This is a genomic window from Anabaena sp. 54 (assembly GCF_017355725.1).
Lineage (GTDB): Bacteria > Cyanobacteriota > Cyanobacteriia > Cyanobacteriales > Nostocaceae > Dolichospermum > Dolichospermum heterosporum.
The window spans coordinates 50,819-68,127 of record NZ_JAAVWA010000028.1 but is presented as its reverse complement, the minus strand read 5'-3'; the positions used below and the strand labels follow the sequence as shown (position 1 = coordinate 68,127).

At 38.3% G+C, this 17,309-nt stretch carries 13 protein-coding genes; 5 read left to right on the top strand and 8 right to left on the bottom strand.

Annotated features, from left to right (window positions below):
- Positions 1 to 249 precede the first annotated feature (249 nt).
- Positions 250 to 3,417, bottom strand: a complete 3,168-nt coding sequence (locus tag HEQ36_RS20465; protein ID WP_168635153.1) for an efflux RND transporter permease subunit — start codon at positions 3,415 to 3,417, stop codon at positions 250 to 252.
- A gap of 118 nt (positions 3,418 to 3,535) precedes the next feature.
- The gene (locus tag HEQ36_RS20460; protein WP_168635154.1) at positions 3,536 to 4,867 is read right to left on the bottom strand and encodes an efflux RND transporter periplasmic adaptor subunit; all 1,332 of its coding nucleotides are present in this window, start codon (positions 4,865 to 4,867) and stop codon (positions 3,536 to 3,538) included.
- Positions 4,868 to 5,414: 547 nt separating this feature from the next.
- Between HEQ36_RS20460 and HEQ36_RS20455 the strand changes: the two genes are divergently transcribed.
- Together HEQ36_RS20455 and HEQ36_RS20450 are read left to right on the top strand one after the other, a co-directional pair.
- Positions 5,415 to 5,819, top strand: a complete 405-nt coding sequence (locus tag HEQ36_RS20455; protein WP_168635155.1) for a hypothetical protein — start codon at positions 5,415 to 5,417, stop codon at positions 5,817 to 5,819.
- Positions 5,820 to 6,076: 257 nt separating this feature from the next.
- Entirely contained in the window at positions 6,077 to 6,544 is a 468-nt protein-coding gene (locus HEQ36_RS20450; RefSeq protein WP_168635156.1) for a hypothetical protein, read from the top strand.
- 123 nt (positions 6,545 to 6,667) lie between these two features.
- On the opposite strand, the gene HEQ36_RS20445 is transcribed toward HEQ36_RS20450, so the two are convergent.
- The 5 genes from HEQ36_RS20445 to HEQ36_RS20425 all read right to left on the bottom strand — a co-directional run bounded on the left by HEQ36_RS20445 (position 6,668) and on the right by HEQ36_RS20425 (position 11,794).
- On the bottom strand, positions 6,668 to 7,093 hold the full coding sequence (locus HEQ36_RS20445) for a hypothetical protein (RefSeq protein ID WP_168635157.1): 426 nt from the start codon (positions 7,091 to 7,093) through the stop codon (positions 6,668 to 6,670).
- A gap of 122 nt (positions 7,094 to 7,215) precedes the next feature.
- Positions 7,216 to 8,487, bottom strand: a complete 1,272-nt coding sequence (locus HEQ36_RS20440) for a YARHG domain-containing protein (RefSeq protein WP_233455382.1) — start codon at positions 8,485 to 8,487, stop codon at positions 7,216 to 7,218.
- A 49-nt stretch (positions 8,488 to 8,536) separates the two neighbouring features.
- Positions 8,537 to 9,418: an ABC transporter permease gene (locus tag HEQ36_RS20435; protein ID WP_053537675.1), complete on the bottom strand. Its 882-nt coding sequence runs from the start codon at positions 9,416 to 9,418 to the stop codon at positions 8,537 to 8,539.
- Positions 9,419 to 9,574: 156 nt separating this feature from the next.
- Entirely contained in the window at positions 9,575 to 10,657 is a 1,083-nt protein-coding gene (locus HEQ36_RS20430) for a spermidine/putrescine ABC transporter substrate-binding protein (protein ID WP_168635158.1), read from the bottom strand.
- Positions 10,658 to 11,794 carry an ABC transporter ATP-binding protein gene (locus HEQ36_RS20425; protein WP_053537673.1) on the bottom strand — a complete coding sequence of 379 codons (1,137 nt, stop codon included), beginning with the start codon at positions 11,792 to 11,794 and terminating at the stop codon, positions 10,658 to 10,660. It lies immediately after the preceding gene.
- Positions 11,795 to 11,924: 130 nt separating this feature from the next.
- Between HEQ36_RS20425 and mrdA the strand changes: the two genes are divergently transcribed.
- Positions 11,925 to 13,703: a penicillin-binding protein 2 gene (mrdA, locus tag HEQ36_RS20420; protein WP_168635518.1), complete on the top strand. Its 1,779-nt coding sequence runs from the start codon at positions 11,925 to 11,927 to the stop codon at positions 13,701 to 13,703.
- A gap of 464 nt (positions 13,704 to 14,167) precedes the next feature.
- Here mrdA and HEQ36_RS20415 read toward each other — a convergent pair whose 3' ends face one another.
- The gene (locus tag HEQ36_RS20415; RefSeq protein ID WP_168635159.1) at positions 14,168 to 14,806 is read right to left on the bottom strand and encodes a histidine phosphatase family protein; all 639 of its coding nucleotides are present in this window, start codon (positions 14,804 to 14,806) and stop codon (positions 14,168 to 14,170) included.
- A 389-nt stretch (positions 14,807 to 15,195) separates the two neighbouring features.
- Between HEQ36_RS20415 and HEQ36_RS20410 the strand changes: the two genes are divergently transcribed.
- A complete protein-coding gene (locus HEQ36_RS20410) occupies positions 15,196 to 16,458 on the top strand; it encodes an FAD-dependent hydroxylase (protein ID WP_168635160.1) in 1,263 nt (420 codons plus the stop codon).
- Between the two features lie 212 nt (positions 16,459 to 16,670).
- Positions 16,671 to 17,246, top strand: a complete 576-nt coding sequence (locus HEQ36_RS20405) for a Uma2 family endonuclease (RefSeq protein WP_053537669.1) — start codon at positions 16,671 to 16,673, stop codon at positions 17,244 to 17,246.
- Positions 17,247 to 17,309 lie beyond the last annotated feature (63 nt).

The window sequence follows — 17,309 nt, the reverse complement described above, 5'->3', positions numbered from 1 at the left end:
CGGACAGAAAATCAATGGTTTCAACGATAGGTTATCGCCCGAATGCTTCGCCCTTACGGACAGAAAATCAATGGTTTCAACGATAGGTTATCGCCCGAATGCTTCGCCCTTACGGACAGAAAATCAATGGTTTCAACGATAGGTTATCGCCCGAATGCTTCGCCCTTACGGACAGAAAATCAATGGTTTGAACCATAGTCGCCCGAATGCTTCGCCCTTACGGTGTTCTAGACTAGGAACGAGAGAATGCTATCTTATGGAAACATGATCTTCTTCACGCACTTCTAAATGGGGAGCATGATGAACAGGTTGCAAACGTTGACGAATTTTGCCAATGATGATATAGAGAATTGGCACAATAAACAAACTCAAGAAAGTCGCTACAAACATTCCCCCAAATACAGCAGTACCTAAAGATTGACGACTCGCAGCACCCGCACCTGTAGCAGTTGCTAGGGGAAAAATTCCCAACAAAGTCGAAAAAGCAGTCATGAGAATGGGACGTAACCGACCTTGTGCTGCTTCTACTGCTGCTTTGGTAATTGATAAACCTTGCTGTTCTTGCAACTGGTTAGCAAATTCGACAATTAAAATTGCATTTTTACTGGCTAAACCAATTAACATGACTAACCCAACTTGGCAAAATACATCATTATTTAAACCTCTTAATGATTGTGATGCTAAAGCTCCCATAATAGCTAAGGGAACTGACAACATAATAATCAAAGGGTCAACATAGTTTTCATATTGAGCAGCTAATACTAAAAAGACGAAAAGTAAACCTAAACCAAAAATGATTGGTGCTTGTCCACCGGATTCTTTTTCCTGAGCCGCAATACCCGACCATTCATATCCCATGCTTGTGGGTAATATCTTTTTAGCTAGTTTTTCCATAGCCAAAGTTGCTTGTCCAGAACTAGTACCAGGAGCAGCAGAACCGTTAATTTCAATAGAACGCAATAAGTTATAATGATTAATGGTTTGCGCTCCTGTTGTGGGCGTTAATTTCACTAAACTACTCAGAGGAATCATCTGATTAGTCTGAGAACGCACATTTAATAAACCGATATCATCAGGATTGGAACGAAACTGAGCATCTGCTTGAACATATACCCGATATGTGCGAGACAGAAAATTAAAATCATTGACATATCGTGAACCCAAATAAGTTTGCAGGGTTTTAAAAATATCGTCAATGGAAACTTGCAGAGATTTCGCTTTATTCCGGTCAACTTCAATTAAGATTTGCGGTGTATTGGCGGTAAAGGTGCTAAATACAGCTTGCAATCCGGGGGTTTGATTTCCCTGCATCATGAACTGACCAACGGTTTGCAGCATGGAATTTAAGCTGTTAGTTCCCGCTATATCTTGTAACTGAAATTGGAAACCACTAAAACTACCTAAACCGCGAATTGCGGGGGGATTAACCGGGAAAACTCTAGCTTCGGTAATTCCTGAAAAGCTTTTTCTTAAATTACCAATAATTGCTTGGACTGATTGATTTGGTTGTTTACGTTCGTCCCAGGATTTGAGAGTTGTGAAAATTATGCCACTGTTAGCGGTGCTACCACTAAAACCAAAACCACCAATTGCAAATGTTCCTGTAACTTCTGGTAATTTGAGGATTGTTGCTTCTACCTCACTCATGACTTTACTGGTGTATTTGAGTGAAGAACCTTCTGGCCCTTGGATAATGGTAATGAAATAACCTTGGTCTTCGTCGGGGAGAAATGCTGTGGGTACGGTCATGTACAGCCAAGCAGTGAAACCTAATGAACCGATAAATAACAGGAGAACAATCGCTTTTATTTTTACCAAAAATTTTAAAGAGCGCTCATATCCCCAACCCATGGCTTCTAAAAACCAATTAATTCTACCAAATACCCAACCCAAAATCCCTCTAGGTGCGGGTCTTTGCCGCAACAACAAGGCAGAAAGAGAAGGGGTGAGGGTGAGAGCCAAAAATGTGGAAATGGCGATAGAAAAGGCAATTGTCAGGGCAAATTGTTTGTAAATTTGTCCAGTTGCACCGGGGAAAAAGGCGACAGGGACAAATACCGCCATTAATACTAGGGAAGTAGCAATTACTGCCCCAAATAGCTCTTCCATGGAGACTGAAGCCGCTTGACGGGGTGACATTCCTTGGTCTTGAATTAAGCGGGAGATATTTTCCACGACAATAATCGCGTCATCAACTACCATGCCGGTTGCGAGGGTTAAACCAAACATGGTTAAGGTGTTGACGGAAAAACCAAAGGCTTTGACGAAGGCAAACGTCCCCACTAAGGACAGAGGAATGGTGATCACAGGAATTAACGTAGTCCGCCAATCTTGTAGGAAAATAAAGATAACGAGAATTACCAGAGCGATCGCCTCTAAAAGAGTTTTTATCACTTCTGCCAAAGATTCTTCTACAATAGTCGTGGTGTCAAATGCCACTTGATATTTCATCCCCGGCGGAAAGCTTTGCGACAATCGCGCCATTTCCTTTTTGATTAAATTAGCCACGTCCAAAACATTACTTCCCGGTGCCGGAAATATCCCCAGTCCCACACCCTCATTCCCCTTAAACCGCAGAAATGAGCTATAGTTTTGCGCTCCCAATTCCGCCCTTCCCACATCTTTCAACTTAATCAAACTACCGTCACCAGCAGTTTTAATTACCACATTGTCAAATTCCTCAACTTCCGTCAGCCTACTAACTGCCCTCAAGTCAATTTGATACATCTGACCATCAACGGCTGGCTGTTGTCCAATTTGTCCCGCACCTACCTGTAAATTTTGTTCCTTCAGGGCATTAATCACATCATCAGTAGTTAGATTCCGACTAGCCAATTTATTCGGGTCAAGCCATAGGCGCATTGCATAGCGACGTTCACCAAAAATCCGCGCCTCACTGACACCTTTAATCCGCTTCAGGGCATCTACTAAATATAAATCTGCATAATTACTTAAAAAGACATTATTTAAGGCTTTATTATCACTAAACAAACCGATCGCTAACAGAATATTGTTAGACTGTTTACTCACAGTCACTCCTGTTTGCTTCACCGCTTCTGGTAACTGGGGTTCAGCCGAGGTGACGCGGTTTTGCACATCAACGGCGGCAATATCCTTATCCCGTGAAGCATCAAATGTGACAGTAATCGTACTACTACCATCATTACTACTGCTCGAAGTCATGTATTTAATGCCTTCGACACCGTTAATTTGCCGTTCTAAAATCGTCGTGACGGTACTTTCAACAATTTCCGCACTAGCGCCAACATAATTAGAATTGACGATAATCTGCGTAGGACTAATCTCTGGATACTGGGCTGTAGGCAATGTGGGAATACTGATTGCACCAACAAGTAAGATGATAATAGCGCAGACGCTGGTAAATACAGGTCGCTTAATAAAGAAGTTAACAAACATAAATTGGTAATTGGTGATTGATTAAGATTTACGGAATAACGAACCACAGAGGCACAGAGGACACAGAGAAATGAGGGTTTGAGAGATATTTTGCGTGAGTCCTATTGGTAATTGGTGATTACTTCTTTTCACTATTCCCTGTTTCTTCATTTTCAGGAATTATTGGCAGTCCATCTCTGAGGTTTTGTATTCCTGAAATTATCAATTTTTCATCCCGTTGTAATCCCTCAATTACTTGATAATCATTCCCTTTAATATTGCCTAACTTCACCTGTTTTTGTTTAGCTATTAATTGAGAACCATCTTGAGGAGATTTTCCAGTTTCGGCTACAAATACAAAGGTTTCTCCAGCGATTCGAGATATTGCTGTTGTGGGAATTAGCACTCCAGAACGTTGATTCCAAATCACTTTAGCCCGAATTAATTGATCTGCTCGTAGTTGCCCATTATCATTGTTATAAAGTGCTTTAACTAATATTGATTGAGAGTTATTAGTAATATTGGGAGAAATAAAGAATATACTACTATTGCCAATAATTTTACCTTGGGCGTTAATTAATTCCACTGGCAATCCTGGACGTAATTGTGTACCTTTTTCCAATGGCACCGGAATTTTAACGTCTAAAGGTCGGTTTTGGGTAATAGTTGCTAATGGTGTGGAAGTATTCACAAAATCCCCTACTTTAACGGGAACATCACCAACAGTTCCCGCAAAAGGAGCAGTTATTTTATAATACTGAAGTTGAACTTGTTGTTGTTTAATATTGGCATCAGATTGTTGTAAGGATTTTTCTACCTGGGATATGGTAGCTATTTGAGCTTGAATACGGGAATCTATCGCCCCTAGTTGGGCTTTTGCCGTCGCTAGTTTGTTAGCATATAAATCTTGAGTCTGACGAGATACAGCCCCTTGTGCAGCTAATTCAGAATAGCGCTTATAATCTTGTTGACTTAATCGCATATTAGCAATATTTGCTAGGCGTTCTGCTTGCAAAGATTTCAGAGTAGCGCGAACATTTTCTAGTTGCGCTTGCGAGCCTTGACCAGCAGCGGATAAACTACTAACTGCGGCTTGTTGTTGTCGAGAATCTATTTGCAGAATCGCAGTCCCGGAGGAAACTGGATCTCCTGATTTCACGAATATTTGCGAAACCTGACCTTGAATTCTCGGTTGGAGGTTGACTGAACGCCGCGATTCCAGAATGGCTATATATTCCGTACTATCTTCAACTGTACCTGTTTGCACTGGGGATAGTTTAACCTTAACCCCCGGAGGTGGAGCATTAGCCGCTGCTGGATTTGGTTTTTCAGGATGTAGCAATTTCCATGCTATCCCGCTGACACCCCCAATTAATAACAATGCAGCTAATAGTAAGCGCAGCCACCGATTTGACTTGGGAGGTGACGGGTAAATGTCTTTAATATCGGTTTGAGGCTCAGGTAGTGTCATGGCTGATAACAAGTTGACGGAATGAATAGTTAAAACTCTATGTGTATGATATTAATTTTGAAACTTCTAATTTATAATGAACAGACAAAAATATGTATCATCTAATTTAAATATACAGGCTTTACATTTTTTTACAATCTATTAGCAAAATAATTATCCTGATGATCAATTTCTGAATTGAGTCATAGAGAAAACATTATCTACTTTAGCTCACCTTAAATATAGAAACAGCCTGATTTCTTTGTCACTGTCTTGAACTCAGGATTTATGCCATTTAATGACTAGTAAGTTTGTTCTATTAAATAAGTGCTGATTAATGCTTGTTTCTCTTTGGCAAGTCGCACCCGGAAATAGGAAAATTGTCTAGGCTACTCTTTCCCTAGTAGTCTGTCAACCCGAAAATGACGGGTGAAGGCAAGCAGGGGGAGAAGAGAGGCAGGGGGGGGAGGGAAGAACAGAAGTTTTTTCCGATCATTACCCGTCAAAATAAATTTGACGAACTACTAGTTAGAATTTAACTTAAGCTGTTATTAACCTCAAAATCAACATGATTAATAAATTAACACAACGGTTATTGACTTTGGCTCTTATTTTTGCCATTACCTTTTTCTCCTGGGAAGTTCCTTTGGCTCGTGCTAGTCACTTATTCACAAACTCTGGAGAAATTAGCGATAATATCAAATTATCTGAATATGATTTTACTCCCCAAGAAAATCAAGCACTACAAGGGATTCGTCAGCGTCGAAATAAAGAAATTGCGGCAATTTTAGATTTATCTCAACGTGATTTGCTTGCTCACGAATTACACAATGGTGATAATATTGATCAAGCTTTGGAAGCATTAGATTTAAGTTCTGAACAACGAGAATTAGTAAATTCTATAAATGTCTTCACTAATTTGAAATTGAAGGGTATTTTTTCCCGTCATGGTTTACTTGATAGTCATAGATAAAGTTAGGGATTGGTAATGGTAAGTTATGCCAGTTGTAGGAAATATGATTTTTCTGCAACTGGTAATTGTCAGAATCAGGATGTCCAGGATTGAAGGATGAACAGGATTAAAGAAATCAATTACAAAGGATTTATTTATTCTCGACGAACTAAGTTTTTTGCTAGTCTGGTTGCAGTGTTGACAATTGTTATTTTATTTTTGGGGAATATGAGTATTGTTTATTCTTATCAATAGGAAATTTAATGAAGTGAGTAATTATGGTTAACCAAGAACCAATTAACAGTCAAGAGAAATTAGATAATTTTTTACAACATATAGAAACAGCCCGTCAATTAGAGAATGATATCATGAAATATGGGCTAGATGCAACCTATTTGTATTGTGATGATGTTGAGGGTGATTGGTTAGATACTTGGGGAGATGATAATGATGAACCAACTTATATAGAAAAGATGACAACTTTTTTAGAAAGTGATGATGCGGTTGCGGTAAAGGTACGGGAAAAGTTACAGGATAAATCTGTTTCAGAAATTATTGAAGGTTTAGAATATTGTTTGAGTCAATTAACAGAGAATAAGAGAATTTTTGCTGCTAAGGATTTGTTAGTAGGTGGTGTTGGGGTTGTAGGGAGCGATCGCAGTTCTAGTAATGAAACGATTGATGAGATTGAGTTGTTAGATTTGGCGGAAGATTTGCTGGAGAAGTTAACTGAGATTTTGGGGTAAGTATTGCTAGAAATTAATTTCATTCAATAACAATGCTTATAACAATTTTCTAAAAATAGGACTGAAACCCAATGAAATCGTTACCACATCAATAGGGTTTCAGGGTTTTCGTGAAGGTATTGATTAACAGTAAGCTTTTCCGGCAGATATTCCGAACTGGTTCCCTATAGAACATAATAAGCTATCTGTCTGATCAAATGTTTGGGTTGCCTGGGCTAACACACTCATCCGACCTGCTATAAATCCTGCCGTATAAAGATCAGGACTGGCATTTATTTGCTGGATCATCCATATCAGATTTTGGTCTGTGACAGGAATGCTTCTCATACCTGCATTTGTCAAAGCAAGTTCAATTCTCTTATCCATTGCTCTCTCCTCACTGTTAAAGTTTGACCAGCCAGCATAAGCTCTTTGATAGCCTTGTTTGAAGTAATTGATAGTAGCATTATTTTGACTATAAGCAGGTTTTATTGTTACAGAACTAAGCATTAATACGTTAGCACTGGTTAAAACACTTGTAAATAAAGCAACACAAAGAACTTTTAGCATTTTAATTTCCTTTAGATATGGAGATTTCCAGTAAGTATATAACGGGTAAACATTATCAAGTATACAAAAATTCTGGCATCTATCGCAAGATAGATATTTAAAATCGAACCAAAAAACCTTACTTAAGTAGGATAATATGGGAATTTTGATAGCAAATTAATGGGAAATTGTTTTGGTGAATATCGGGGATTATACCAAGGCTGTTGATTAAAATATTCTTGTAACCCAGGAGTATCAAACCTGCGACCCTTAACAGCAAAAACTGTATTTCGCATAATATCTAATTCATAACCATCTTTACCTACTAAATCTGCTTCGGTAACTCGTCTTTGAGAAATCCAAAAATAATTCTTGATATTTGTATTCGTGGTATTTCTCGGTGATGTATTAGAGATGGAGACATTAGAAATTTCTTTGAAAAATACCCGATTAGGTGATGTATTTGCATCTTTACTAGCAAGTACACAATAAGAATCTGAATTAACTTTCCCATAGGTTTTTAAGAAGTTGATACAGTTTGTGATATCACTAAACCGATTAGCATATACTTGATATAAACGTTTACCTGATAGATTAGGATAATCTGGTATCCAGAATATTCCAGCTTGAGAATAACCCTTTACTTGTAAATTGTCAGATTGCTTGGTTGCAGTTTGTAAATCTGGAAAAGCAGAATCAGCAATAAAATAAATAGAATTATTTAGTGTAGATGAGTCTGATAATTGTTGATTTTTAGTTTCTGTTTTAGCAGAAAATTGAGGTAAAGAACTTTCGGGATTTTTAGATAATAATGTTTTTTGATTTTCTTGACTTGCAGAGGAAGATACTGATGTATTTTTATTATTTGATGATTCAATAGGTAAGGGTGATTTATTAATAGCAAACCCAACAATAATAGAAGCACCAATTAAACCACTGGCAATTACACTAGCAAGAATTATTCCACCTCTAGCGGTATTTTGATTAGTTTGATGAGAATTTTGTACGTCATTACCTGGACTTACTGCAATTGTATTTTCAAGTAATAAAGGAGATGGTGCTGCAATAACCGTAGGTTTTGCTACAAAAGCAGGTGCTACGGGATTTGAGAGCGTTTCCAAAGCTTCTAACATATCTCTAGCAGCAGCTAAATAAAATTGATCATTAAATTGAAAATAAGCATATAAACTAGGAATTTGATTAGATGTAGAACCAAGTTGTTCTAAAATTGCGGCTTCTCGTTGGAAACGCTCTTGGACTAATTGATAAATTTGGGTATTATTTTGAATCGGTTTTAACTGCTTTATTACACAACGACGTTGAGATGGCATTTGGGTATCTTCAGCTAAATAAGTTTCGCCAAATCCACCACTCCCCAAAGTTCTTAATATTCGATAGCGGTTATTTAATAACATAATTATTAGTTTATTAGGTTTAATTTCATAAAATTTGTAAAGTCAACAATTATTTAGTTTGATCAAATTTAATTACAAAAGAAATGGCAATACTCACCATCAAAATTAATGCCATACTCAATGCTGAACCGAAACCCCAATTTTGACTAGCGCCCAGAAACTGATTATAAACTAACCGCGCAGCGGTCATACTCGAAGCACCACCCAGTAATTCTGGGTCTATAAAATCCCCTAACCCAGTAATAAAAACTAGCAGCGAACCAGCAGTGATTCCTGGTAAAACTTGAGGTACAGTCACTTTCCAAAAGGTTTGCACTGGATTTGCACCCAAATCAGCAGCAGCTTCTAATAGCTGCTTATCTAACTTTTCCAAAGAAGCATATAAAATTAACACCATATAAGGTAACAAGCTGTAACTCATGCCAATTAATACTGCTGAGTTACTGTTCAAAATATTCACAGCAGGTAAACTAAAACTGGCTAATATACTATTTAATAATCCGGTAGGACGTAAAATTGTAATCCATGCGTAAGAACGCAATAAGGAAGAAGTCCATAAAGGCAAAACAAAGGCTAATAATAACAAATTTTGCCACCGTTTTGGTGCTGTCAAAGCAATCCAATAAGCAACGGGAAAGCCTAAAATCAAGGTCATAATAGTAGTTCCAAATGCCAAAAAAAGTGAATTAAATATTACTTTTAAATAAAGTGATTCAAAAATGCGAATATAGTTACCTAATCCACTGGGATTTACTAAATCACCTGGTCGAATATCTGGGACTAAACTTAATTCAAAAATTATTAATGTTGGCAAAACTAGCAACATTAATAACCAAATACCAGATGGTGTTAGTAATCCCCAGGTCGGTAGCCAATTTTTCCAATCAGGTTGTAATTTCTCGATTTTTTTGATGTTGCTAGAAGATTCCATTTACATTTGCGAATTAGTGATTATATAGCGGTATGCACTTCAATGAGATATTAAGATTTACGGTAAAAGCTATACGGCAAAATAGTTTACTCCTTCTTTTTTCTTCTGACTCCTGAATGGGAGCAGTCCCTGCGCCCCTACTTCCTTAATCATTTTTTAAGTTAGTAATTGAGTCCAATAACGTTCATAAATCTCTTCAAATTTTCCTAAAGGAGTTAGACGTTCACACTTTGCTAAAAGTGATTCAGGAGGAAATAAATTAGTATTCTCTTGAATTGCTTTTGGTAAATTTTCAAATCCTGCCCGATTAGGAGTAGAAATATATAAACGTTCGGAAATTTTCGCTGCTACTTCTGGTTGCAAAATTAAGTTAATCCAGGCATAAGCACCAGCTATATTCGGATTAGATTTGGGAATGACGATGGTATCAGTCCATAATGAAGAACCACTACGAGGAATTACAAATTTGAGCTTGGGGTTTTCTTGAGAAATTTTGACGGCATCAGCAGAATAACACATAGCTATCGCTAAATCTCCCGCCAGAATCTTATTTTGCCAAGCGTCAGTATCAAAAGCGGCGATCGCAGGTTTTAATATCTGCAATTTCTGATATGCTTGTTTAACCTCATTTTCATTTTGGGAATTATAGGAATAGCCCAACATCCGTAATGTTGCACCCATTACCTCTCGCACGTCATTGAGTAAGGTAAATCGTTTATTGAGTTTATCTTGATTTTGCCAAAGATACTCCCAATCTTCTGGGGCATTTACCAGTTCTTCTGAGTTGTATAATAAACCCGTTGTTCCCCAATTAAAAGGAATACTATAACGGTTATTCGGGTCATAAGTGGGATTATGAAATTGGGAAAATAAATTATCTAAGCCAATTAAACGGCTATGATCTATTTCCATCAATAACCCTTTTTCCGCCATCTTTTGTACCATATAGTCAGAGGGGTAAATAATGCTATAAGTACCACCACCTCCGGCTTGCAACTTAGCTAACATGACATCATTGGATTCATATACATCTGCTATTACTTTCACACCTGTTTGGGTCGTGAAGGTAGTTATTAATTCTTTATCTGTATATTGAGTCCAGGTATAAATATATAGTTTGCCACTTTGATTAGAGCTAATATAGTTTGACACCACATTAGCTAGTCGCCAACCACAACTACCTAAAGATAAGGTAGAAAATGCCGCCGTTTTTTTGAGAAAATTACGTCTGTTAGTCATTTAATTTACATCTTGACTAATAGCTAAACAGTCAAATTTTTCCCACCAAGCATAAATGGGTGTATTCCTATCTGGTAAACTAGCATAAGTATTAGGTTGTAAAACATTGAGGTGAACACCATTGATTAATTCCACAACATAATTAACATGAGTCCCTAAATACATGACATTAATTAGCCGTCCCTCAAAACAATTTGTGAGTATATTAGTGGGATAAAGGGAAAGTTGAATTTTTTCAGGACGGACACTAACAACAACACTTTGAGCTATTTCTAGGGGAGTTTGTTCGTGACGACTAACAATCATCGTTAATCCGGTTTTAGTAGAAATTTTCATAGATTCTGCATCTACTTCCACAATTTCACCGCTAAATAGATTAGTATCACCAATGAAGTCAGCCACAAAAGGTGTTTGAGGACGTTCGTAAATCTCGCTAGGAGTACCAATTTGTTCTATTTTGCCTTGATTCATCACCGCAATGCGATCAGATAAACATAATGCTTCTTCCTGATCATGTGTCACCATCACAAAAGTTAACCCTAAATCCTTGTGAAGATTGGATAACTCAACCTGCATCTCCTTGCGAAGTTTTAAGTCTAATGCTCCCAAAGGTTCATCGAGGAGAATAACTGCGGGACGATTAACCAAAGCCCTGGCTAAGGCTACCCGCTGTTGTTGACCACCGGAGAGTTGACTAGGAAGACGCGATCGCAAACTTTCCATTTTTACTAGCTTTAAAGCATCTGTAACGCGACTAGCAATTTCCGATTTGGATATTTTTTTCAATCGCAATCCAAAAGCAATATTTTCCCACACATTCAAGTGGTTAAATAAAGCATAACTTTGAAATACAGTATTCACAGGTCGCCGATAAGGAGGAACATCAGTCATTAACTGACCTTGAATGAGTAACTTACCAGCATCCACCCTTTCAAATCCAGCAATCAAGCGGAGCGTAGTTGTCTTTCCACAACCAGAGGGACCTAAAATGCTAAAAAACTCTCCCTGTCTAACATCCAAATCCACTCCGTGTACTGCGGGTTCTTGGTTGAAAAACTTGAATACATTACGCAATTCAACATCAAGTGGCTGTAGTGGTTTTAAACCTCTTTGATTCTGCATCGCAGTTCGAGCCATAATCTTCAGTAGAATACCCTGATATTTAATCTTGTTCGTTGTCAGTTGTCAGTTGTCCGTTGTCCGTTGTCCGTTGTTACCTGTTACCTGTTACCTGTTACCTATTTATCCCAAAAAATTATTTTGGTCTATGGCTATTTTACCATCATTACTTAGTATAACAAAAAATACACGCACAGTTGGACGTGGTGTTCAATCTACATTTGTAATTCTATTCACATTATTAATGTTATCTGGAATTGGCGCTAGATTAATATATTTACAAATTATCGAAGGAAAAAACCACCGCATCCGGGCAGAATCCAACCGCATTCGGATTATTCCCAAACAACCAGAAAGAGGTAATATTTTTGATAGAAATGGTAAATTATTAGCCAGCACCCGTTATCCCCGATCTGTATATTTATGGCCAATGGCACATACCAAAGCATCTTGGTCGGTAGTTGGTCCACGTTTAGCCAAAATTCTCGACACTCCCCAAACAGATATCGAGAAAATACTTGAACAATCTGCTGTCAATCCTTCATCACTAATTCGCATTGCTCGAAATTTAAACGAAGCACAGGTAACAGGATTAAAAGAGTATGAAAATGAACTACCAGGAGTAGAAATAAATACGGAAGCTGTTCGTTATTACCCTCATGGTCAAGAGTTGGCTCATATACTTGGATATACCCGTGAAGTTACTGCTGAACAGTTGCAAAAAAGGAAAGCTGAAGGCTACCGCTTAGGAGATGTCATGGGTCAAATGGGAGTAGAAAAAGCTTATGAAAAATTGTTAAGAGGTGAATGGGGCGGTCAGCAGGTAGAAGTAGATGGTAGCGGTAGACCTTTACGAGTATTGGGAAGCAAACAAGCAAAAGCTGGCAATGATTTGCACTTAACCATAGATTTGGATATGCAAATTTCCGCAGAAAAAGCTTTAGGTAATCGTAATGGCGCAATAGTTGCAATTGACCCTAAAAATGGGGCTGTCTTAGCAATGGTGTCTCATCCTACTTTTGACCCCAATATATTTTCTAAACAAAAACTTTCTCAAAAAGATTGGTTAACCGTTCAAGGTTCTGGACATCCTTTGGTCAATCGTGCCATTAGCGCCTTTCCTCCAGCCAGTACATTTAAAATCGTCACCACAACCGCTGCACTAGAATCAGGTAAATTTTCTCCTGATACAGTATTACAAACCTACGGTTCTTTAACTATTGGTGGAACTAGGTTTGGTGAATGGAATCACGCTGGGTTTGGTCCTCTGGGTTTTGTCGGCGCATTACAGTGGAGCAGTGATACATTCTTTTATCAAATTGGTAAGCGAGTCGGTGGACCAACATTGATTGAATGGACTCGTAAATATGGATTTGGTCAAAGAACCGGGTTTGAATTTACTACAGAAGAATCTAAAGGTTTAGTTCCCGATGAAACTTGGAAACACAAGGTATGGAAAAGAGATTGGACTGTGGGTGATACTATAAATATGTCCATTGGCCAAGGGGCTTTACAAGCTACTCCTTTACAAATCGCTGTGATGTTTGCTGTACCTGCCAATGGTGGTTATCGAGTTCAGCCCCATTTATTGAAGGATAATGAAGAAGCTAAAAGCTGGAGAGAATCATTAAATCTCAAACCCACAACGGTCAAAGTTCTCCGGGAAGGATTGCGGAAGGTAGTTAGTGAAGGTACAGGTAAGGTACTAAATGTCCCCAATCTTCCTCTGGTAGCTGGCAAAAGTGGTACTGCTGAAGCTTGGAGAGGAGGGGTTAAAGAAAATCACGCTTGGTTTGGCGCTTATGCACCTGCGGATAAGCCAGAAATTTTAGTGGTTGCCTTTGCTGAACATTCCGGTGGTGGTGGTGGTAGTGTCGCTGCACCCATGATTTTAGAAATCATGGAAAAACATTTTGCTCGAAAATAGGTAATGGGTAATGGGTAATGGGTAATAGGTAATAAGGAATGTGAATTAAATAAGGTGCAAAAGTAGGGTGTGTTAGCGACAGCGTAACGCACCATTCCAGGTTACATCAGAATTGCAGGTTATTAAATTTGCGTTCCTAAGAATAATTCTTTTTCCCTACTCTCTACCCCTGCCTCCTGCTTGCCATAAAAAAAGACCCTGAAATGATCTCCAGGGTACTTACACGTTTTTCAGGCATTAATAAGTTTAAGATTACTCAGCCTCAAGAAATATTGCTACTACCTAAAGTAGAGTTAATGGAAATATTTTGGCTTAAGGGTGAATAAGAAGGTGTTTAAAATTTAAAAAGTTTTGATTTATAGCAACGGTCAAGGTGGTTAGGACATGAATTGTTCGTGTTAACGTACCGTAGGTGAAACTCCGTCCAAAACAGGTTTTTACTCCTGACTCCTGCTATATTATGTTTATGTTCCGGCACGAGAGCGAATATGATCAGGTAGATGATGTCGGTCTCCTAATATTTCCAACAAAGGTCCATGCACATCAAATTTAACCATACTTACTGAAGCGACCAAAATATTCACCCGATAACGATAGCGTCCCAAATCAATCCCCAGTAAACTGCAAAGCATAATCCGAATCGTGGCTTTATGGGAAACGACTAAAACATTACCTTGGGGATATTTTTCTTGAATTTCCGCAATTACAGGCATAGAACGGTTAGCAATCTCTACCGCAGTTTCTCCACCAATGGGTGCATTCCAAGCCGGTTCTGTCAACCATTTTACATAGTTTTCTGAGTAATTTTCTTGAGCAAACGATTTACTCTTAGTTTCCCATTGTCCATAACTACCTTCTCTAAGTCCTTCCCGCACCTGCATCTTCATACCAGTAGCATCACAAAATGGCTTGGCAGTGGCAATAGCGCGTTTCATTGGACTAACATAAACCGCTGACCAGTCCAATTTTTGATATACATCAGCAAAACTAGATGCCATTTGCATCCCTTCTTTTGTCAAATCTGCATCAGTTTCACCACAGAAATTACCACTTTGACTAAAAGTAGTTTCGCCATGCCGCAGTAAATATAAATTGAGTGTCATAATTTGTATGGCGATGGGGATAAAAGAATTTGTGCAAAAACAAAATAACATCAATCTCACTATCGAATCTGTAACAGCAGGACAAAGTGATCAACTCAAAAAGTCAATCAGGTAGTAAACCAATACTGTTCACACTTAAAACCAACAAAACGCAACAATTTGTGTAATCTGTGTAAGTAGGTTGGCGTTGAAAATTGTCGTTATGGCAAGGCAAAAGGCAAGAGGCAAGAGGCAAGAGTGAAGAGGGTTTGGGCGATTTTACGTTTCTTTACACAGTTTGGTTTTATTGTGTTCACCTACTTAATCTGTGATCGTTTCCTTTATTTATGTTGATCATCAGTGGCGATCGCGTCACAATAATAATTAAAACTATGTAATTTATCTTCACAATGTCCATCTCCCCGCTTACTCCTACCCTTTCATCCCCCCACACCCCCACAGAAACCTACTGGGGATATGATTATGATTTGGTCATAGTCGGTGGTGGTATTGTCGGCTTAACCCTAGCCGCAGCTTTAAAAGATTCTGGTTTAAAAATTCTCCTCATTGAAGCTAGAGTTGCATCAGCCGCAGTGGCTAAAGGACAGGCTTATGCTGTACATCTACTGTCCGCCCAAATTTTCCAAGGAATTGGTTTATGGGACAAAATTCTCCCCAACATTGCTAAATATAACCAAGTGCGTCTCTCCGATGCTGATTATCCTGATGTGGTGAACTTCCAAACCGATGATTTAGGGACACCAGAATTAGGCTATGTAGCAGAACACTATGCGCTGTTAGCACCTTTACAGGAATTTGTTCAAAGTTGTGCGAATGTAACCATCTTGTGTCCAGCGGAAGTAGTAAGTACACAAAACGAAAGAGATATAGTTACTATTAATATCAAAATTGGCGACGAAAATCGGATAATTCGCAGTAAATTGTTAGTCGCTGCTGATGGTTCAAAATCTCCCATTCGTCAAGCCGCCGGCATTAAAACCAAAGGGTGGAAATATTGGCAATCCTGTATTGTGGCTTTTGTCAAACCAGAAAAATCTCACAATAACACCGCTTATGAAAAGTTTTGGTCAAGTGGTCCCTTTGCAATTTTACCCTTACCGGGAAACCGTTGTCGCATTGTTTGGACTGCACCCCATGAAGAAGCAAAAGCCTTGTGTGCGTTGAATGATGAGGAATTTTTAGCGGAACTGACGAAACGCTATGGTCAACAAATGGGAAAATTGGAATTATTGGGAGACAGATTTATTTTTCAGGTACAGTTAATGCAGAGCGATCGCTATGTTCTCCCCAGATTAGCATTAATAGGTGATGCCGCCCATAACTGTCATCCCGTTGGTGGACAAGGTTTAAACTTAGGAATTCGGGACGCAGCCGCATTAGCCGAAATCATCCAAACCGCCCATCAAAAGCGTCAAGATATTGGTAATATTTCCATACTCAAGCAATATGAAAGCTGGAGAAAAAAAGAAAACCTTGCAATTTTAGGTTTCACCGACTTATTAGATCGAGTTTTTTCTAACAACTTCTTACCAGTGGTAATAATTCGCCGTTTGGGTTTGTGGATTATGCAAAGAGTTCCCATAGTGAAAATATTCGCCCTGAAATTAATGCTTGGCTTAAAAGGAAAAACTCCACAACTAGCCAAACGCTGAAATCACCAAACTATTCAGCTATCATAGATTGATATTTCCGTCTTTTTTTGATAGCTGATTGCTAAAAATATAGCAGTATGCACTTGAATTAAGATACAGTCAGCAAATCGTAAAGCCTGTAGGGGCGCAGGGCCTGCGCCCTCGATTATATTGCACCAAGCGTGATTACCGCTATAACATCAACCTTATCAATAGTAAAAGGGAGAGATATCATGACTCAAACTTTAGAAAATGCTCTTAATTTAGTAGAAGAAGAACAACGATTCTACCGTCCTGGAGTAAGTTGGGAAAAGTTCCAAGCAATTCAAAAAGCATTTGAAAATGTACCAGGAGTGCGTTTATTTTATTGTGAAGGAGTTTTAGAAATCGTGACTATCAGTAAACCACATGAAGCAATTAGTAGTTTAATGGCTGCACTACTAACCAAACACTTTGAAATAGAGGAAATTGAATTTTTCCCCAGTGGTAGCTATTCGCAAATTGTTCCTGGTATAGTTGAGTATCAAGCCGATTTATCTTATTGTTTTCAAACTGATAAACCTAGACCAGATTTATGTATTGAAATTGTTATTACTAGTGGTAGTCCTATCAAACTGAAGAAATATAAATTAATGCAAGTTCCCGAAGTTTGGTTTTGGGAAGATGGAATGCTGGAAATTTACTGTTTGCGACAAGAAGAATATGAGAAAGTTAATAATAGTGAATTGTTGCCAAAATTAGATTTATCTTTATTGAATCGTTGTCTTTTGTTATCTTCCCCCTTAGAAGCAATCAAAGAATTTCGTTGAGGGATTTAATAGTTGTTATATTATTCCTCGTTCCCTCGTTCCCAGGTTCTACCTGGGAATGCA